At 73.1% G+C, this 19,288-nt stretch carries 12 protein-coding genes and 1 pseudogene; 5 read left to right on the top strand and 8 right to left on the bottom strand.

The window, feature by feature from the left end:
• From JHAT_RS21945 to JHAT_RS21920, 6 genes and pseudogenes are all read right to left on the bottom strand, one after another.
• Positions 1–670: pseudogene (locus JHAT_RS21945) on the bottom strand (hypothetical protein); the annotation flags it as partial.
• The gene (gene pelF / locus JHAT_RS21940) at positions 667–2,193 is read right to left on the bottom strand and encodes a GT4 family glycosyltransferase PelF (protein WP_077799954.1); all 1,527 of its coding nucleotides are present in this window, start codon (positions 2,191–2,193) and stop codon (positions 667–669) included. The pseudogene JHAT_RS21945 and the gene pelF, both read right to left, overlap by 4 nt.
• A 56-nt stretch (positions 2,194–2,249) precedes the next feature.
• Positions 2,250–4,391: a hypothetical protein gene (locus tag JHAT_RS21935; protein ID WP_077799953.1), complete on the bottom strand. Its 2,142-nt coding sequence runs from the start codon at positions 4,389–4,391 to the stop codon at positions 2,250–2,252.
• A 441-nt stretch (positions 4,392–4,832) separates the two neighbouring features.
• Positions 4,833–5,360, bottom strand: a complete 528-nt coding sequence (locus tag JHAT_RS21930) for a hypothetical protein (protein ID WP_077799952.1) — start codon at positions 5,358–5,360, stop codon at positions 4,833–4,835.
• Between the two features lie 302 nt (positions 5,361–5,662).
• Positions 5,663–8,206 (bottom strand): discoidin domain-containing protein, encoded by a 2,544-nt coding sequence (locus tag JHAT_RS21925; protein ID WP_077799951.1) that lies wholly within the window; start codon positions 8,204–8,206, stop codon positions 5,663–5,665.
• Between the two features lie 200 nt (positions 8,207–8,406).
• Entirely contained in the window at positions 8,407–9,027 is a 621-nt protein-coding gene (locus JHAT_RS21920; RefSeq protein WP_077799950.1) for a TetR/AcrR family transcriptional regulator, read from the bottom strand.
• Between the two features lie 130 nt (positions 9,028–9,157).
• Between JHAT_RS21920 and JHAT_RS21915 the strand changes: the two genes are divergently transcribed.
• Positions 9,158–10,222, top strand: coding sequence for an aldo/keto reductase (locus JHAT_RS21915; RefSeq protein ID WP_077799949.1), 1,065 nt, complete (start codon positions 9,158–9,160; stop codon positions 10,220–10,222).
• A 120-nt stretch (positions 10,223–10,342) separates the two neighbouring features.
• Complete coding sequence (locus tag JHAT_RS21910) at positions 10,343–10,777, top strand: hypothetical protein (RefSeq protein WP_253195568.1); 435 nt, start codon at positions 10,343–10,345, stop codon at positions 10,775–10,777.
• 79 nt (positions 10,778–10,856) lie between these two features.
• On the opposite strand, the gene JHAT_RS21905 is transcribed toward JHAT_RS21910, so the two are convergent.
• On the bottom strand, positions 10,857–13,493 hold the full coding sequence (locus tag JHAT_RS21905) for a SpoIIE family protein phosphatase (protein WP_077799948.1): 2,637 nt from the start codon (positions 13,491–13,493) through the stop codon (positions 10,857–10,859).
• Between the two features lie 295 nt (positions 13,494–13,788).
• On the opposite strand from JHAT_RS21905, the gene JHAT_RS21900 reads away from it, so the two are divergent.
• Positions 13,789–14,013 (top strand): hypothetical protein, encoded by a 225-nt coding sequence (locus JHAT_RS21900; protein WP_077799947.1) that lies wholly within the window; start codon positions 13,789–13,791, stop codon positions 14,011–14,013.
• 91 nt (positions 14,014–14,104) lie between these two features.
• On the opposite strand, the gene JHAT_RS21895 is transcribed toward JHAT_RS21900, so the two are convergent.
• Positions 14,105–14,557 carry an Lrp/AsnC family transcriptional regulator gene (locus tag JHAT_RS21895; protein ID WP_077799946.1) on the bottom strand — a complete coding sequence of 151 codons (453 nt, stop codon included), beginning with the start codon at positions 14,555–14,557 and terminating at the stop codon, positions 14,105–14,107.
• A 122-nt stretch (positions 14,558–14,679) separates the two neighbouring features.
• Here JHAT_RS21895 and JHAT_RS21890 point away from each other — a divergent pair, with 122 nt between their 5' ends.
• Positions 14,680–15,609, top strand: coding sequence for an SMP-30/gluconolactonase/LRE family protein (locus JHAT_RS21890; RefSeq protein ID WP_077799960.1), 930 nt, complete (start codon positions 14,680–14,682; stop codon positions 15,607–15,609).
• A gap of 420 nt (positions 15,610–16,029) precedes the next feature.
• Entirely contained in the window at positions 16,030–19,269 is a 3,240-nt protein-coding gene (locus JHAT_RS21880; protein WP_077799944.1) for a TIM-barrel domain-containing protein, read from the top strand.
• Positions 19,270–19,288: the final 19 nt, after the last annotated feature.

Below are 19,288 nucleotides of genomic sequence, written 5' to 3'. Positions count from 1 at the left end.
GGTAGCCGGACTGCACCGCCACGGCCAGGGCCGCCGTGCCGGACCCCGTGAGAGGCACGCCGGCCGCGGTCGCGGCGACGGCGCCCAGGGGCGCCCCCTTGAGCAGCGTGCGGCCCGCCTCCCGGCGCCCGGTCGCCAGGCGCAGGTACGCCCGGTGGCCCAGCGCCTGGTTCCACGCCCAGGACACCAGCCCCGCCACCACCAGCGCGGTCACCGTGCCGCCGTGGGGCAGCAGGCGCCCGGCGAGCGCGTAGCCGAGACCGGGCAGCGCGAACAGGGCGCCGCGCAGTGCGCAGCGCACGTGGTCGGGCCGCCAGGGGTCGGCGGGCCGCGGCGGTTCCGGGAAGCCGCGCGGCACCCGCTCGTACAACGCGGTGGCCAGGGAGAACAGGTCACGGTGCCCGTACTGTTGCTCGATCACCTCGCCGGTCAGGCCCTCCGACTCCAGGAGCGCGGCCACCTCGTAGGGGTGGACGGCCGGGGCGATGCGGTCCGCGAGGTCGGCGGCCAGCCGGTCCACCGCCTCGCGGTGGGCGCCGTGCCCGGGCAGGACCAGGGCGAGCGTGTGCCGGTCGGCCGCGCGCACGACGGGCGGCCGGGTGTCGGCCAGGCGCAGTGCCAGCGTCTCCTGCTCGGCGCCGCCCGGTTCCAGTGCCATGGGTCCGCTCATCCGGTCGCGCTCCTCACCGGCGGGGCGCCCGCGGTCACGAACGCGCCGGCGTCCGCGGCCATCGCGCGCGCCGCCGTGCCGCCGAACGCCGACAGCTCCAGGTATATCGACCGGAACGTGTCGATGGTCTGCCGGAGCGTGAACTGCTCGATCACCCTCAGCCGCGCCGCCTCGCCCATCGCGCGGCGCCGTCCGGTGTCGGCCAGCAGCTCCAGGGCGGCGGCGGCCATGGCGGCCGGGTCGCGCGGCGGTACGACGAGACCGGCGTCGCCGACGGCCTCCCGGACGCCGCCCACGTCCGTGGAGACGGTCGCCCGGCCGCAGGACATGGCCTCGATCAGGGTGAACGGGAAGCCCTCGCTGATGCTGGACAGCATCACCACGTTCCCGGCGGCGTACGCGTCCTTGATGTCCTCGACCCGCCCCTCGAAGGTGACGGCGTCCCCGTGCCCGAGCTGCGCGGCCAGCGCCTCGCAGCGCTCCCGGTAGGCCTCGCCGCCGCGCGGGGTGCCGCCGAACAACCGCAGCCGCGCCGCGGGCACCCGGTCCCGCACCAGGGCGAAGGCGCGGATCAGGGTCTCCAGGTCCTTGATCGGGTCGACCCGGCCGGCCCAGCTGAGCACGGGCTGCTCCGGCTCCGGCCCGGCGGGCGGGAACGCGGCCGGGTCGACGCCGTTGTAGACGGTGCGTATGGACTCGGGGGCCGCGCCGCCCTGCTCCTCCCACAGCCGGTTGTAGCGGTTGCCGGGTGTGATCAGGGCGGCCCGGCGGTAGGTCTCCTCGGCCAGCAGCCGGAAGAAGCCCAGGACGAGCGCCTTCACCGGCCACCGGTACGCGGCCGTGCGGTAACCGAGGTAGCGCTCGCGCAGATAGACACCGTGCTCGGTCAACAGCAGCGGCACACCGTGCCGTTCCAGCGCGACCAGCCCCGGCAGCACCGCCACGCCGCCGCTGACCGCGTGCGCCACCCCCTGCTCGGGGCCCGGGGCGGCCAGCGGACGCAGGGCGTGCTCCAGCAGGGCGGTCGCCGTCACCGCGTCGTGCAGGGTGGGCCGTGCCTCCCGCACGGCGAGCCCGCGCCTGTTCCAGACTCCCGTCAGGATGCCGATCGCCCGGTCGTCGCGCAGGAACGGGCTCAGCGCGCCGTCCGTGGCCGCCTGCGCGAGCCGGTGGAGGGCGGGACCGAAGCCGTCCTCGGCACGCGGATCGAGCAGCGCGGTCACGAACCGCTCGTAGGCGGCCTCGAGCCGGTTGCGCTCACGCCCGCGCGGGGGGCGCCCCTGGGGGGCGGGCCCCCACATGGGCACGGACACGACCCGGCGGACGTGTCCGGGGACGTCCCAGACGACCGGCTCGCGCTTGGTGCCGGTGACGGCGACGACGTCGAAGTCCAGGTCGGGCATGCCGGTGACGAGCTGGTCGCACCAGACGCTCACTCCGCCGTGGCTGTGCGGATAGGTGCCTTCGGTGAGCAGGGTGACGCGCGGCGCGCCGGGGCGCCGCGCGCCGTGGGGAACGTGCATCGATGTGCTCCACGGCCGGGGAGTGGGGTGGGGGTGCCTGCGGTGGCGGTGGGCGCTCAACGCCCGGCGCCGTGGGGCACCGGATCGCTCACGCCGGCCGGTACGCGGGTGCGCGGGGCGGCGGACGTGGCGGCGGCCGTGTCGCCGGGGCCGGCGGCGACCGCCGGGGGAGCGGCGGCCGGTGACGGCAGGGTGAGGACGAGCGGCTCCCCGGACCCGGGCGTCGTCCAGCCGGACACCGCGCCGGCGTAGGCGTCGCCGAAGTCCGTGCCCGCGCGCCGGGTGCCGGCGGGCATGGTCGCCGGTACGGCGACGCCGTCGGGGGCCTCGACGGTCACGGCGGCGCCGACGCGGTAGGCGGTGACGTGACCGGCGTCGACGGCCGCCTGCCAGGCCGCGCGGCGCTGGAGTTCGACGCCGATGGCCTCCATGCGCAGGTTCACCACGGGGGTGTTGTCGGCGAACAGACCGGCGTAGCCGTCCAGGACGCCGTCGAGGACGGGGTAGGCGATGCGGTCCTCGGCGAGGTTCGACTGGTGGATGAAGTGCGGCTTGGGGTCGTTGGAGAGGACGTGCCCGAGGGCGATCCGCGTCTCCAGGGGCACGATGTGGCTCGTGTAGCCGGTGGCGGGGTCCAGCGGTGCGGTCAGGCACGTGGAGGTGGCCGGGTTGTCCTCGCAGATGCCGCTGCCGCCCTGGGCGCGGCTGGTGTAGATCCAGTTGTACTCGTCGACCTGCTCGGCCGCCCGCCCGGCGTTGTAGAAGACGTTCATCGGGTAGCGGGAGACCGTGGTGGCGCTGCCGACCCTGCGCTGCACGGGGTCGCGGGAGTTGTCCGAGCCGAGCCAGGCGATGCCGTTGTCCGTGAGGGCGGGAGCCAGGTTGGGGTTGTCCTCGGGCTGCTGCGGGGTCACCTTCAGGCCCGAGTGCTCACCGGTCACCAACTCGTCGTTGTCCAGGGGCAGTCCGGCCGCCTCGCCCCAGACGCGGTTGGTGGCGATCTCGTCCGCGATCTCGTTGCGGGTCACCCACCGGGTGCTGCCGTCGGCGTTCGTGGCGCACTTCCACGGCACGACGCCGACGTCCTGGACGCAGCCGAGGAAGGCGTGCGTGTACGTGTGGTTGATCCACCGGAACGCACCGCGGTCGGCGATCAGCTTGTCGGCGAGCGGGTCGGCGCCGTTGTTGTCCTGGCGGTGGTCGACGCTGCCGGAAGCGTTGTAGGCCAGGTCGAAGGTGAAGTTCCTGCTCTCCTGCCAGGCGGTGGCGTGGTCGACGTCGGCGGGGACCATGCGGATCGGGTTCGGCGTCCCCTCGCCCGGCGCGCAGTCCACGTCTCCGGGCGTGCAGTTGAGCTCGGTGTCCCAGCGGTCGTCGGCCGCGAACACGTCGTCGACGTGGACCGCGAAGTAGTTGCGGTCGGCGCCCAGGTGGACCCCGTCGGTCATCCACTCCACGATGCCCCGGGCCAGCAGCCGGAACTGCTGCTGGTACTGGTTGTAGACGAAGGTGACGACCAGTTCGCGCCGCCCGTCGTGCCGGTACTCGCCCACCAGCGAGCCCTTCGTCGCCCGCCCGGGCATCGCCGCCTGGACGTACGGGACGAAGTCCGCGCCCGGCGCGGGCGTCGACAGGTAGGCGTAGGACTCGCCCACGGTGGGGGAGTTGTCCTCGAACGGCACCGCCCCGTCCAGATAGCCGAAGGGACCCGCCAGACCGGCCTGCGTCACCTCGGCCCGCACGCCGTCCAGGCTGCCGGCGTAGCCGGTGCCGACCGCGTACTGGAGCCCGACCTCGGGACGCGCGTAGGTGTACGCGTCGACCTGGGGGATCCCGTACGTCTTCTCGTAGGCGGCCAGGGCCGCCATCTCGCCCGAGCCGGCCGGGAAGGGGTTGTCGTTGGGCATGACCACGGCCTGGAACCTGGCGCGGGGCCGTCCGTCCACGGTGTCGGCCAGGAAGCCGGCGTCGATCGAGGGCCGGTCCGCGTCCCCGAGGTCGACCTGCGTGTACGGCGTCCCCGCGGTCTTCAGTTCGGCGGCGATGGCGTCGGTGGCAGGTCCTCCGTCGCTCACGACCAGCACGCGCAGGTCGATGCGCGGTGCCGGGGCGTCCGCCCGGGCCGTGCCGGCCGGTAGAGCCAGCGACGCCAGTAGCGCGCCCACTGTGAGTGCCGTCGTGCGAATGGTCCGCTTCATGCGGTGAGCTTCCCTCCCCCGGGCAGGGGTCGGCCGCCCCCTGCGGAGCCCCCACCCCATGACCACGCCGCCGCCCTGAGGCGCCGGTCGTCGACGTATGCGTCGTGTCACATAGTGAGGTCTGTGTGGAGTTTTTGTGTGCCTACTGCGGAACTTGACGGAAAAGCACATGTGTCCATTCGGCTCGCACCGGCATGTCCCCCGGTGCCGGGCGGTGCCGCGTACCGGCAGGTCGAACGCGTCCCAGGGCCTGTGTACTGCTGGGGAACGGAATCGGCGACCACGGAACGGCAAGCTCCGCCGGGTCCCGGTGCCGGTGGTCCTCCGCGGCGGACCGGCCGGTCCTGGCGCGAGATCAGGTCACGGCTGATCCACGGGCCGGCGGCCGGCCCGACGTGGGGCCGGCCGCCGCCGGTGCTCAGTACGCGAGGAGAGGTGCGGTCAGGCGCACAGGACGCGGGCCTCCGGCGTGTAGACCGGGCCGCCGTTGACGCTCGTGGAGTCGCTGAACTCGGCGTAGTAGTACGAGTAGAAGCCGATGTTGCCGTTGCAGCCGGAGTCGGCGGCGATCTGCAGCGTCAGCGTGACGGTGCGGCTCTGGCCGGGCGGGACGGTGGCACCGTAGTTGGCGCCCAGGTTGGCCGGCCCGGTTCCGGAGCACGGGACGGCCCCGTTCTCCGTGGCCAGGCTGCAGCCGGTGAAGCTGTACTTGAGGTCGGGGCGCTGGGTGGTCAGCCAGGTCGGGTCGATCGTCTGGTAGACGAACCAGATGTCGTACGTCTTGTTGTTCTTGATCGTCATCGACAGGTTCACCGTGCCGCCCGGCTGCGTGGTCGCCGCGTCGGTGCTGAACGACAGTTCGGCCGGGGCCGGGTCGGCGGCGCTCGCAGAGGGCGCCAGGCCGAACAGGGCGAGGGCGAGGGCGATGATCGTGGCGAGACCGAAGCGTCTCGTTCGTGTGGATCGCATGGCCCGGGAGACTAGGCACGGCCCCCGCGCACCGTCTGTACCGCCGGGAACGGCGGGAACGCGGCTCGGCTGGAAGTGTGCGTTCGGTGAAGGGCCTGTGACGGCACCGTCACAACGGTGCCGGCCGGTGTTCGCCCACCACAGCGCCGTGCGCGCACCGGTCCTGCCGGGAACCGGGCCGGGCCGCTCCGCCGCCCCGGTCCGCCGACGGCAATGGCGGATTCCGCGTGCCTGTCGGAAGCGGCCCGTGCGCCCGGGGCGTGGGACCCCCCGGGCGCACGGGCGCCTGGTTCACCCGTCCGTCACGGGAACCGGGTGACCTTCGACGGCACGGTGTCCGTCCCCGACGTGGGCGCGCCGGTGTCGTTGATCACGTGCGCGTACTGGCCCTTTCCGCCCAGGGAGATCACCATCAGGTGGCGCATCCTGATGCCCGACTTGACCGGCACCTGGAACCCGTGGTGCTGGACGATCGTGTCGTCGGACGTGTAGTTGCAGTAACTGCCCAGCGCCACGGCCTCGTGCTCGTTCACCGAGTCGGCGACCTTGTAGGCGGCGTAGCCGACGATGCCGTCGTGGGTGATGGCGGCCTCGTTCGGGGCGTCGTACGCCTTCTCGTTCTGGAAGAAGATCGTCCGGCCGCGCTCCCCGCTCCAGTACACGTCGTACTTGTTGAAGTGCTCCACGAACAGCCCCGTGGCGAGAACGTCGTCGCCGTTGACGCGCAGCCCGTAGTCGGCCCGGTTGGTCTCCCAGCCGACGCCGGTGCCGTGGTCGGCGCGCCAGATCCAGGTGTGGTCGACGATCACGTCGTCGCTGTCGATCACGACGGAGTCGGTGGCCAGCCCCGGGCCCGCGCCGCCGACGCGGATGAACACGTCCTGCATGGTGGTGGGGTTGGCGGAGTGGTCGGCGCTCGCGCCCGGCGTCCCGATCCGCAGCAGCGCGTCGGACCGCACCGGACCGGCGTCGATCAGGAAGCCGGCGAGCCGCACACCGTCGACGTCGGCCACGTGCAGGGCGTCCACGCCGCCGTCGGGGACGATGGTGGCGAGCCCCAGACCCAGCACGACCGTGTTCGCCCGGTTCACCTCGATGGTCCGGTCGAGGTGGTAGACACCGGGCGTGAACAGCAGGTTGAGCCCCTGGGCGAGGGCGGTGTTGATGGTCGTGGCCGTGGCACCGGGCTTGACGACGTAGAACCGGCTGAGCGGCAGGGAGGTGCCGCTGGCGTTGGCGGGCCAGGACACGCCGCGGGCGTTGGTGCGCTTGCCGGGCACGAACACCCTGTACTCGTTGCCGTCCAGGTAGAGGAACGGCTTCTCGCGCGAGACCGGCGTGGTGTCGAGCGTGGTGTACGGACCGGTCTCGAAGTTGCTCGCGGGCGCGCCCTCGACACCGGTGAAGGTCATGTTCCAGACGCCGTTGGTCCAGCCGCCGACCGAGCTGTCCCGGGTGTACCACTGCTGCTGCGAGTAGGGACCGACCGTACCGTCGATCTTCGAGTCGGCGATGTAACCGCCGGAGGCCCAGCCGTAGCCGTTGGGGGCGAGGTTGAGGCCGCCCTTGACGTGGATGCGCCGGAACGGGGCGGCCTGGGCGACGGCCCAGCGGTCGGTGCCGTTGGACGGCGTGATGGCCAGGTTCTCGGCCGAACGCCAGAAGTTCTGCGTGGCGTTGCCGTTGAACCAGCCCGCGTCCACGGTGATGTCACCGTTGATCTGCGTGTCGTCCGGGTTGAGGCCGAGCCCGGAGATGGAGGTGTAGAAGCCGAGTTGGGCGTTGATGCCGTTGTAGGTGCCCGGCTTCAGCAGGAACTGGTAGCGCCCGCCGCCGAACTGGTTCGACTCCTGCTGGGCGAAGACCTGGTCGAACTTCTGCTGCAGGTTCGGCGTGGAGGGGTCCACGACGATGACGTTCGGCCCCAGGTCACCGCCGCCCTCGACCGGGGGAGTGCCGGTCGTGCCGGTGTGGACGGCGACCTCCCACAGGGAGTAGCCGTAGGGGGTCGCGCGGACCGTGCCCCGGACGCGGACGTAACGGCCCGAGCCGCTGACGTCGTAGGAGGCCTTGCCGCCGGTGGCGCCCGTGACGCTCTTCAGCGTCTGCCAGTTCTGTCCGTCCGATGAGGCCTCGATCCGGAACTCCTTGGCGTAGGCGGCCTCCCAGTTCAGGTCCACCTTGCACAGGTCCCGCACCGAGCCCAGGTCGACCTGGACCCACTGCGGATCGGAGGCCTGGCTGGACCAGCGGGTGCCGGCGTCGCCGTCGAAGGCGGCGGAGGCGGGGGTCCCGGCGTTCTCCACGGAGGAGGCGGAGGCGGGCTTGCCGCGGGCGGCGTCGTCCGTGCCGCACGAGCCGGGCGTGGTGCCCCCGGTGGTGCCGAAGACCTGGAACTCCCACAGGGAGTAACCCCAGGGGGTGGCCCGGTGGACGCCCTGCATCCGGACGTAGCGGCCCTGCCCCGAGACGTCCAGGGTGTCGGTGCCGCCGTCGCCGCCGGTCACCGTCTTCACGTCGGTCCAGGTGTTCCCGTCCGGGGAGAGCTGGATCCGGTAGTCCTTGCCGTACGCGGCCTCCCACTGGAGGACGACCCGGGTGACGGAGGCCGTCGAGCCGAGGTCGACCTGGAGCCACTGGCCGTCGCTCGCGGCCGACGACCACCTCGTGCCCGAGTCGCCGTCGACGGCGTTGCCCGGGGCCGTCCCGGCGTTCTCGGTGGACGAGGCCGTGACCGTGCGGCCCTGGGACAGGGGGGTGTCGGCCGCGGAGGCCGTCACCTGTGCGGGGAGGGTGACGAGCGCCGCCGTGGCGACGAGCGCGACACCCAGGGATCTGAGTCTCATGCGGAAGCTTTCTGCGGGTGCGGACAGGGAGGGGGAGCGGCCTTCCCGGCCGGACGCCGGGAGCGGCCGTCGAGTCGAACCGCTTTGTGATGCCGTTTAGTTCAAGCTGTGATTTAAGTGGTGAGGCATCGATCGGGCAAGGCTTCGGACGAAAGAAAAAGTCCGGCTGCCGCCTCGGGCTCCCGGGGTCCGGTCCCTCCTCAGCGTCCGGTCGTCACGAAGACCCCCGCCCGTGCCGCCGCGACCGCGGCGTCCGCGGCGCGGTCCGCCGCTGCCTCGTCGAGGGGCTCACCGGTGGTCAGCAGGCGGTAGTACAGGGGGGCGGAGGCCGCGCGGATCACCTCATGGGTGTCGGTGCCCTCCGGCAGCTCGCCGCGCTCGACGGCCCGCCGGACACAGGGCTCCCACTCCGAGACGCGGGTCTCGTAGAACCGGCGGAGGGCGGCGGCCGCCTGCGCGTCACAGGTCGCGGCGGCGATCACCGCCTTGAACAGCGCGCCCTGCCGCGCGTCGGCCAGGGTGCGCCGCACGAGCCGGGCGTTCGCGCGCAGGTCGTCGGTCAGGCTGCCCGTGTCCGTGTGGGGGAGCGACTGCTCGGCCATGTCGGTCAGCAGGTCGGCGACCAGGTTGGCCGGGGTTCCCCAGCGGCGGTAGACGGTGGTCCTGCCGACCTCGGCGCGACGGGCCACGTCGGCGAGGTCCAGGCCGGCCAGGCCGCGCTCGGCCAGTGCGTCGCCGGCGGCCCGCAGTACGGCGGACCGCACCCGGGCCGTACGGCCTCCCGGGCGGACGGTGCCGGGCTCCACGCTGTCGGACGTCATAACGGTACTCCGGTTCCATTAGGTGCTTGCCCCTGCTAACCTGTGGACATCTTAACGGAACATACGTCCCGTTAAAGAGGTGTCGTCGCGTCGCTCGACCGACGGGGCGACCGGACGAGGGGATGCGGTTGTGGAATACAGGAGACTGGGCGAGTCCGGGCTCATGGTCCCGGCACTGAGCTTCGGCGCGGGAACCTTCGGCGGGCGCGGAGAGCTCTTCGGCGCGTGGGGAGACACCGACGAGGCGCAGGCGCGCCGGCTGGTCGACATCAGTCTGGAGGCGGGAGTGAACATGTTCGACACCGCCGACGTCTACTCGGGAGGCGCGTCGGAGGAAGTGCTCGGCGCCGCCGTCAAGGGACGCCGTGACCAGGTGATCATCTCCACCAAGGCGGGTCTTCCGACCGGTGACGGTCCCGCGGACGCGGGGACCTCGCGGGCGCGTCTGATCAAGGCGGTCGACCAGGCCCTGGGCCGGCTGGGCACGGACTACATCGACCTCTTCCAGCTGCATGCCTACGACGCGCGGACCCCGGTCCACGAGGTGCTGTCCGCACTCGACGACCTCGTACGGGCCGGAAAGCTCCGCTACACCGGGGTCTCGAACTTCAGCGGCTGGCAGCTGATGAAGTCGCTGTCCGACGCGGACCGGCACGGGTACCAGCGGTACGCGGCGCATCAGGTCTACTACTCCCTCGTAGGCCGGGACTACGAGTGGGAGCTCATGCCGCTGGGGCTCGACCAGGGCGTCGGAGCCGTCGTCTGGAGCCCTCTGGGGTGGGGGCGGCTGACGGGCCGCGTCCGCCGCGGTCAACCGCTGCCCGCCGGCAGCCGGCTGCACGCCACGGCCGACTACGGCCCGCCCGTGGACGACGACCACCTCTACCGGGTGGTGGACGCCCTCGACGCCGTCGCCGAGGAGACCGGCCGCACCGTCCCCCAGATCGCCATCAACTGGCTGCTGCGGCGCCCGACCGTCTCCTCGGTCCTCATCGGCGCCCGCAACGAGGAACAGCTCCGGCAGAACCTGGGCGCCGTCGGCTGGTCCCTGACCGAGGACCAGGTGGCCCGCCTCGACGCCGCGAGCGCCAAGGCCGCCCCCTATCCCTACTTCCCCTACGAGCGGCAGGAGGGCTTCGCCCGTGTCAATCCGCACCCTCTGAGCAGGGCGGGAGCGGCCCCGGCCAACGGCTGAGGCCGTTCGACGGGAGCGCGGCGTTGTCAGTGCCGTACGGAAGAATGCGGGCGGAAGCGAGATCAACACCGGCTGAACCGGGTAGGCGGTCTCGAGTCACTGACCGGAAAGGCCATACCGATGCCGCCCACCGCCCTGCTCCCGCAGACCGTCGCCGCCCCAGCGACCGGCCGCCCCGCCCGGCTCGGTGCCGTCCCTCCCCTCGGCGCCGCGCCCGCCCTGGCGCGTCGGCGATCCCGCCCGTGCGGTCCCCTGAGCCCCGAGGAGTCCGACATCCTGCGGATCGTCTCCGACGCGCGCACCCCCGTGTTCGTCACCGTCCGGGAGGGCGGGCGGCGCAGGTACAGCTACTGGCGGCCGCTGGACTCCGCGACCGGCAAGGGCGGTTGCTACGTGGCGCTGCCGACCGCCGAGTGCGACGGGCTGCACGCGGCCGGCCGGATCACGCTCGGCGAGCCCCTGACCGACCCGGGCAGGACGACCTACCGGGTCAGGGCCGCCCACACCCCGACGCCGGCCCTGCGCGTGGTGCGGGACCGGGGGCGCGCGGCGTAGCGGGGGACACGGGGACGCCACGGCGGACCGGCCCGGTCGGCGCCCGCCCCGGGGCCCGGACACGCCGCGGGACGGCGGTTCAGCCGGGCGGCGTGGGGCGGACGGCGAGGAGGGCGATGTCGTCGGCGTTGTCGGCGCCCAGCCCGATCAGCAACTCGTCGCAGAACGTGTCGAGGGGCTCGTGGGCGAGGTCGGCGGCGTGCCGGCGCAGGCGGTCGAGCGCGACGTCGAGCACCTCGCCCCGGCGCTCGATCAGACCGTCGGTGTACAGCAGCAGCGTCGAGTGGGCCGGCAGCGCGTCGCGGGCCGTCGGACGGGTCACCTTCGGATCCATGCCGAGCAACAGGCCCGCACCCTGTTCGAGGTAACGGGTCTCGCCGTCCCGGGTGGTCAGCAGGGGCGGCAGATGACCGGCGGAGGAGTGGTGCAGTTCCCAGGGGCCCTCGGCGGGGCCCTTGACGATGCCGTAGACACAGGTGGCGGAGGCCTCTCGATGGAGGCTGTGGTTCGCCAGGTCCAGCCGGCGCAGCACCTCCGCGGGCGGCTCCTCACGGTCCACGGCGATGCCCCGGAGCATGCTCCGCAGCTGGCTCATGGCGATGGCCGCGTCGAGGTTGTGCCCCGTGACGTCGCCGATCACCACGCCGGTGTCCCCGCCGGGCAGGACGAAGCAGTCGTACCAGTCTCCGCCGACCTGCGCGGTGGTGGAGGAGGCGGCGTAGCGGGCGGCCATCCGCAGGTGCCCGACGTCGGGCAGCACGGGCAGCAGGGAGAGCTGCAGCCGTTCGGCGATGCTGCGGGTCCGCTGGTACAGCCGGGCGTTGTCCACGCCCAGGGCGAGGCTGTGCACCAGGTCCTCGATGAGGGACAGGTCCTCCTCGGTGAAGGGCGGGACGCCGGCCGTCCGGGCGACGGTCAGCACGCCGAAGATCTCCCGGCGGGCCCGCAGCGGGGCGACGACGGCACTGCCCGCGCCGAGCCTGCGGAACAGGTCGGCGTAGTCCCGGTCGAGCTCGCTCACGGCCTGCCCCGGCGTCGGCTCCCCGGTGAGCAGCAGGGGACCCGCCCCGCGCAGCGCCCGGGCCAGCGGGCCGCGCGAGACGTCGGAGACCGGTGGCAGCCGGCCCTCGTACGCCTCGGGACGCAGCCCGTGCGGATCCCGGTGGACGACGCAGACCCGGTCCACCCGGGTGGGCTCGGTGAACAGGTCCACCGCGCACCAGTCGGCCAGTCGCCGCGTGACCAGCCGGCCGACGCACCGCAGCCCCTCGTCCAGGTCCAGGGTGTCGTTGAGCGCGGCCCCCGTGTCGGCCAGCAGGGACAGCCGGTCCAGCGCCGACATGCCGTGACCGGCGCCGGCCGGCCCGCGGTCCCGTTCGGGAGCGGACGGCGCGCGGCGCCTGCCGCCTTCCGGCAGCGGGGTCCGCCGGCCGCCGCCGGCCCCGCCCGGCACGTCGAGGGACGTGGTAGCCCGCGGGGAGAGCTGGGCGACGAAGACGGTGCGGCCGTCGGCCGTCTCCTGGGTCTGGATGAACAGGCGGACCGGGACCAGTCGGCCGTCGCGGTGCAGCGCCGGAAGCGGCACGGACCGGCCCACGATGCGGGTGCGGCCGGTCAGGAGCAGGGAGGTGAAGGCCACGGTGTGCCGCTCGCGCAGGTGCTCGGGGATGAGGGTGGTGAGCTTGCGCCCGACCAGGTCGTCCGCGCTCCAGCCGAGCATGTCCGCCGCCGGCCCGTTCGCCGCGATGATCCGGTTGGCCTCGTCGGCGGCGATGGTGGGGAGCCGGTCGGCCCGCACGTGGGAGACGTCCCACGGCACCAGATCCGAGGAGCTGATCTCCGGCTCGAGGGGGAGCACGGTCCACGCGGTGGGCCGGCCCCCGGCGAGTTGACCGACGATCTCGTCGAACAGCCAGTCCTGGAAGGCGCGTGCGCGCGGCAGCGCCGGCAGCGTCAGGAGACGCTCCTCCCGGGCCGCGTCCTCGGCCGCCGCGAGCACACGGCGCAGGGTGCGTACGGCCGGTGCCGCGTCGGCCGGGAGCGTCAGCGACACGGAGCGCGGGCCCGTGTCGGGGAGCGGCCCGCGCGGGGTGGCCGTCAGCCCGGCGCTGATCATGTTGTTGGCGTCGTGGGCGGCGTCGAGGTCCCGCGGCGACACCTCGAGGTGGTCCCCGGCGAACGCGGCGAGAGCCAGCTCGCGCAACAGGGAGTGCCGGTGCTGCTGGGACGCCGAGCACAGGGCGCTCGGCACGTCGACGAGCGTCACCGTCCGCACGGGGGCACCCGGCGCGACGGCGGCCTCCCACCCCGGCGACGGTGGCGGCGGGCCGCCGGACCACAGCTCGAACCACACCGTCTTGTGCGCGTCGCCCGCGTCGGTCCCGTACCGCGACGCCAGCTGTTCGACCAGCGCCAGCCCCTGCCCCGTACCGGCGTACGGTGGGGAGTGGCGCGGTGCGGGACCACGGCGGGGCCGGCGGTCACCGACCCCGACACGCACCCGACCGTCGTGCACGCCGACCCCCACCTCGATCTCGGTGCCCGCGTGCAGCACCGCGTTGGCGACCAGTTCGCCGACGAGGAGCTCGGCGGTGTCGGCCAGGTGCGGGGCGAGGTCCTCCAGGGCCGCGCGGACGAACCGCCGGGCCGGCGCCGCGCTCCGCGCCTCCCCGGGAAAACACCGTGACACCGCCTCCGGCGGATCGGGATGGTCCATGCTCCCCAGTGTGTGCCCCGCACGGTCGGGAGGCAGGGCACCGTGCGGGCGGGTCCCGGCCGGGCCGCCACGGCCGTCCGCCGTCCGGGTGGCGGCCGGGTGGCGGCCGGGCGGCGGATCCCTCCGGCGGACTTCTCCCGTGGCCCCGCGTCCTCCCCGTGCGCCGGGCCGCACCACCGGGCGGAGCCGCGTCAGGGCCGACGCGCCGGTGAGGCGGGGCGCCGACCGGGCAGAATCGGTCACGACAGGCCGAGCGGCGGCGACCGCGGCTCGCGACGGGAGAGAGGTGCGGTGCGTGGGTGAGCGGCAGGACCGGGAGTGGACGGCGATGACCCCGGGGGACTTCGACCGGGAAGCCCCGCTGCGGCTGAACGTGGGCACCGGCCCCACCGCCGTACCGGCCGAGCCGGACGAGTACGGCACGGCTCCCCTGTTCGGGGACACGGCACCCGAGCGGACCACCACGCGCCGGAGCCGGCCGCGTGCGAAGGCGACCGGCGCGCAGGAACGCCTGTTCTGACACGGGCGCCGTGACCGCGTGGCGGCGGAGCGAGTGAAGGGGTCGATGCCCGCGCTCGTGGCTTGCGGGGGACCGTGACACCGCCCGGGGGTCAGAGCTGCTCGGTGGCCCCGGGGGAGACGGGCCGTTCGAAGAAGGTCTCCAGGACGACGGTGGCCTGCGTCCCGCTGACGCCGTCGATCGCGTAGATCCGACGGAGCACGTCCTGCAGTTGCTCGGTGGTCGCGGTCCTGACCTTCACCAGCACCGAGGCGCTGCCGGCCGTGATGTGCGCCTCGAGTATCTCGGGAATCGCGGCGAAGCCGGCCGAGGAATCACCCATCCACGCGGTCGAGTCGACCGTCACGTAGGCCAGGACGCCGCCGCCCACCGCCGCCGGGTCCACCTCGGCGACCGTGCGCCGGATGACGCCGCGCGAGCGCAGTTTGCGAACCCGTTCGTGGGCGGCTCCCGCGGACAGGCCGACTGCCTGACCCAGAGCGGCGTAGGACTGGGTGGCGTCCTGCTGGAGCAGCTCCAGCAGGACGCGATCGATGTGATCCACGACTCTCCATTCGGCTTCTGCTTGATCGGACCATATCTGATCCAGCAATCTTGCCGATGTGTCGCATGTGATTCGACACTGGCGAAGACAAGGGGAGAGTCGTGGCCGACGAGCTGTACGAAATGTTCGACGACCGGTTCCGCACCGGCCGGTGCATGAACGGGGACGCGGGCCTCGAGGTGCTGGCGACCGGCTGCCGGTGGGCCGAGGGGCCGATCTACGTGCCCGCCTGGCGGCAGTTGGTCTGGAGCGACATCCCCAACGACCGGATGCTGCGCTGGGACGAGGAGACCGGCGAGGTCGGCGTCTTCCGCCGCTCCGCCGGGCACACCAACGGCAACACCCTCGACCGGCAGGGGCGGCTGATCACCTGCGAACAGGGCAACCGCCGGGTCACCAGGACCGAACACGACGGCAGTCGCACCGTGCTGGCCGACCGCTGGCAGGGCAAGCGCCTGAACAGCCCGAACGACGCGGCCGTGAAGTCCGACGGCTCGATCTGGTTCTCCGACCCGGACTTCGGTATCACCAGCGACTACGAGGGCCACCGTGCCGAGAGCGAGATCGGCGCCAACAACGTCTACCGCATCGACCCGGACAGTGGCGAAGTGCGCCTGGTCGCCGACTGTTTCGGGGCCCCCAACGGCCTGGTCTTCTCGGCCGACGAGCAGCAGCTCTTCGTCTCCGACACCCGGGCCGGCCGCATCCTGGTCTTCGACGTGCGCGAGAACGGCACCCTGTCCGAGGGCGAGGTCTTCGCCGACACCGCCGGCCGCCCGAACGCGCGCTTCGACAATCTCCGCTTCGACGACGGGGGCCGGCTCTGGGCTGCCGCCATGCACGACGGAGTGCACTGCTACGACCCCGACGGCACGCTCCTCGGGCGGCTCGACGTGCCCGAGGCGGTCTCCAACATCGCCTGGGGCGGCGCCAAGCGCAACCGCCTGTTCATCACCGCGGAGACCAGTCTCTACTCCCTGGTCACGGGGGTCACGGGCACCCATCCGAGCGGGCCGGGACGCCAGCCGTGGCTGGACGCGGCGGCACGTTGACCGTCATGCGGAGGGACGCCTGTCCGGCGCCGGCGCCGGGGCCGCTGCCGTCCCCGTCCGGTCGAGGGGTGTCTTGTCCCGGGCCCCGGCGGATCGCGAACTCCACCGGCGAGTAGGCGCCGTCGGCCCCGGTCACCCGACAGGAACCGCACCGCCTCTGTCGGGTGTGCGCGGGGCCTGGCACGCAAGACGTGCTCGGAACTGCTCGAAACGGCTTTGTATCGAGCATGTATTGACATGCCCCGGCCGGGGCCGCCAGAGTCGTGCACCGACAGTGCTCCGGCAGTGACGCGGACGGCCCACTGGGGAGCGTTGCCGTCATGCCCGGAACGCCCGTTGCGTCCTGCCTGTCGCCCCGGCGCGCACCCGTCGCCACCGGCGCGCACGCGGCCGCAGCGCCGACCGACCCCGGAGGGCACCATGAACGGTCAGTCCCGAGCGCGTCTCCTCGCCGCCGCCCTGGCCGCGGCGCTGCTCACGGCCGCGGTGCCGTCGTACGCGGGCGCCCGCGACGCGTCCGCCACCGACGGCCGGCTCGGCGACGCCACCGGCTTCACCGCGGACGGCGACACCTACACCGTCAGCTCGGGCGACGCGAAGCTCCGCATCAGCTTCCCCGACGACGACCTCCTCCGCGTCCGCCTCGCCCCCGACGGGAACTTCACCGACCCGGCGAACGACGATCCCGCGGATCCCACCGCGCCGGACGCCGACATCGTCGTCAAGACCGACTACGAGGGCGCCCGTTCGAGACACACCGAGACCCGCGACGCCTACGTCATCCGCACCGACGAGGCGACCCTGACGGTCACCAGATCGCCCGTCACGCTGGCCCTCGCCGACGAGCACGGCAAGCGGCTGTGGCGGGAGACCGCACCGCTGTCCTGGTCCACCGACGGCACCGCGCAGACCCTCGAACAGGGCGCCCGGGAGCAGTTCTTCGGCGGAGGCATGCAGAACGGCCGCTTCAGCCACCGCGGCCGGAGCATCGACATCAGCCGCGACTACGACTGGAACGACGGCGGCAACCCGAACGCGGCGCCCTTCTACCTCTCCAGCAACGGCTACGGAGTCCTGCGCAACACCTTCGCCCCCGGCCGCTACGACTTCGGCGCGCCCGTGCGCACCACCCACCAGGAACAGCGCTTCGACGCCTACTACTTCGTCGGCGACGCCAAACAGGTCATCGACGGCTACACCGAACTCACCGGCCGCCCCGCCCTGCTGCCGATGTACGCCATGGAACTCGGCGACGCCGACTGCTACCTGCACAACGCCAACCGCGGCGAACGCGAGACGCTGCGCGACTCCCGCGCGATCGCCGACGGTTACGCCCGCGAGGGCATGCCGCTCGGCTGGATGCTGGTCAACGACGGCTACGGCTGCGGCTACGAGGACCTCCCCGCGACCGGCGACATGCTGCACGAGAACGGCGCCGAACTCGGCCTGTGGACCGAGGCCGACCTGACCGAGCAGGAGTCCGAGGTCGCCGCCGGCGTCCGGGTGCGCAAGACCGACGTCGCCTGGGTCGGCCCCGGCTACCGCTTCGCCCTGGACGCCTGCGAGAAGGCGCAGGGCGGCATCGAGGAGCACAGCGCCGACCGCGCGACCGTGCTCACCGTCGAGGGCTGGGCCGGCACCCAGCGCTGCGGCGCGACGTGGAGCGGCGACCAGTCCGGCTCGTGGGACTACATCCGCTGGCAGATCCCCACCTACGCCGGTTCCACCATGTCCGGCCAGCCCGTCACCACCGGTGACGTCGACGGCATCTTCGGCGGCAGCGCCGAGACCTACGTGCGCGACCTGCAGTGGAAGATGCTGCTGCCGATGACGTACGCCATGAGCGGCTGGGCGGCGAGCGACAAGCAGCCCTGGCGGTACGGCGCGCCCTACACCGCGATCAACAAGAAGTACCTGCTGCTGCACGAGCGGCTGCTGCCCTACCTCTACACCCACCTGGCGAACGCCTCCAGGACCGGCGTCGGCCCCACCCGCCCCCTGTACCTCAACTACCCGGACGACCCGGCCACCTGGGGCGACGAGGCGAAGTACGAGTTCCTCGCCGGCGACGACCTCCTGGTCGCCCCCGTCCACGAGGACAGCGACGTCCGCGACGGTATCCACCTGCCCGAGGGCCGCTGGGTGGACTACTGGACCGGCCGCGTGCACGAGGGCGGACAGACCCTGGACGGCTACCAGGCACCGCTGGACACCCTCCCGCTCTTCGTGCGGGCCGGCGCGATCGTGCCCATGTTCCCCGAGGGCACCACCGACTGGGCGCAGGGCAAGAAGTCGGGCCGCCTCGACCTCGACGTCTACCCCGAGGGCGACTCCGCCTTCACCCTCTACGAGGACGACGGCCGCACCCGGGCCCACGCCGAGGGCGAGTCGGCCGCGCAGCGCATCACCGTGAGCGCGCCGGACGCCCGCCGCCGCGGTCCCGTGGACATCCGGATCGGCGCGCTCCGGGGCACCTACGACGGCAAGCCCGCCCAGCGGCGCTACGGTCTGACCGTGCACACCGACACCGACCCCTCCGGCGTCCGGGCCGCCGGGAAGCGGCTGCGGGAGGTCGCGGACGAGCGCGCCCTGCAGGCCGCGCCGTCCGGCTGGTACTACGACGCCGGCACCGGGATCGTCCACGTGAAGACCGCCGAGGTCTCCACCGGAGACCGGACGACGGTGCGCATCGACGGCGCCACCTCCGTCGGCGGCACGCACCCCCAGGACCGTGCCGTCGCCCTCCACGCCCGCACCGCCGCCATCGGCGCCATCGGACGGTCCCAGCAGGTCGACGTCGCCGTCACCAACGGCACCGGCAAGCCGGTCACGGTCACCGGATCGGCCGTCACCGCCCCCGAGGGCTGGCAGGTGGCCGCGGCCGGGCCGACCGGCACCCATGCCCTGCCCGACGGCGACACCTTCACCGCGCGCTTCACCGTGACACCCCCGAAGGACACCGCCCCGGGCAGGTACGACATCTCCGCCCGGGCGTCGTACACGACCCGGCAGCACACCACGTACTCCGTGCACACCCGGACCGCCACCACCCTGGCGCACCCCTCGCTCGCCTCGGCGGCCGACAACGTCGGTGTGACGAAACAGGACGACCCGGGGCCCGGCGACATCGACGGCGGCGGCTCCAGCTTCATCGCCGAGAAGCTGGCCGACGAGGGCGTCACCCCGGGTGCCACCGTGGAGGCGAACGGCTTCTCCTTCACCTGGCCCGACGCCGCACCGGGCACCCCCGACAACGTGACGGGCAAGGGTCAGACCGTCCAGGTCCCCGGCGCCGAGAAGGGCGACGCGCTGGCCTTCCTCGGCACCGGCACCAGCGGCAGCGCCGGCGGCACCGCGACCGTCCACTACACCGACGGCACCACCACCGAGGCCGAACTGGGCTTCCCCAACTGGTGCTGCCTGCCCACCGACCGGTACGGGGCGAAGACCGCGATCACCACGAAGGGCAAGAACACCCCGTCCGGCCCCGCCTACGACACCGTCGAGTACCGCCTCTACACCAAGACGCTGCGCATCGACCCGGCCAAGGACGTCGCCGCCGTCACCCTGCCGGCGAACAGCGCCGTGCACGTCTTCGCGCTGGACGTGGACGACGAGGAGACCACGCCCCCGGCGAACCCGAAGGCCGGTACGCCCTGAGCCGCACCGGTCCCGCCAC

The organism is Streptomyces sp. JHA26 (assembly GCF_002005565.1).
Lineage (GTDB): Bacteria > Actinomycetota > Actinomycetes > Streptomycetales > Streptomycetaceae > Streptomyces.
This window is presented reverse-complemented; position numbering and strand designations above follow the sequence as displayed.

Excerpts from the sequence above, each read along its gene's own strand:
- JHAT_RS21910 (WP_253195568.1), top strand. The coding sequence starts at position 10,343 with ATGCCGCCCACCGCCCTGCTCCCGCAGACCGTCGCCGCCCCAGCGACC.
- JHAT_RS21930 (WP_077799952.1), bottom strand. The coding sequence starts at position 5,360 with ATGCGATCCACACGAACGAGACGCTTCGGTCTCGCCACGATCATCGCC.
- JHAT_RS21935 (WP_077799953.1), bottom strand. The coding sequence starts at position 4,391 with ATGAAGCGGACCATTCGCACGACGGCACTCACAGTGGGCGCGCTACTG.
- pelF (WP_077799954.1), bottom strand. The coding sequence starts at position 2,193 with ATGCACGTTCCCCACGGCGCGCGGCGCCCCGGCGCGCCGCGCGTCACC.
- JHAT_RS21905 (WP_077799948.1), bottom strand. The coding sequence starts at position 13,493 with ATGGACCATCCCGATCCGCCGGAGGCGGTGTCACGGTGTTTTCCCGGG.
- JHAT_RS21890 (WP_077799960.1), top strand. The coding sequence starts at position 14,680 with ATGTTCGACGACCGGTTCCGCACCGGCCGGTGCATGAACGGGGACGCG.
- JHAT_RS21925 (WP_077799951.1), bottom strand. The coding sequence starts at position 8,206 with ATGAGACTCAGATCCCTGGGTGTCGCGCTCGTCGCCACGGCGGCGCTC.
- JHAT_RS21880 (WP_077799944.1), top strand. The coding sequence starts at position 16,030 with ATGAACGGTCAGTCCCGAGCGCGTCTCCTCGCCGCCGCCCTGGCCGCG.
- JHAT_RS21920 (WP_077799950.1), bottom strand. The coding sequence starts at position 9,027 with ATGACGTCCGACAGCGTGGAGCCCGGCACCGTCCGCCCGGGAGGCCGT.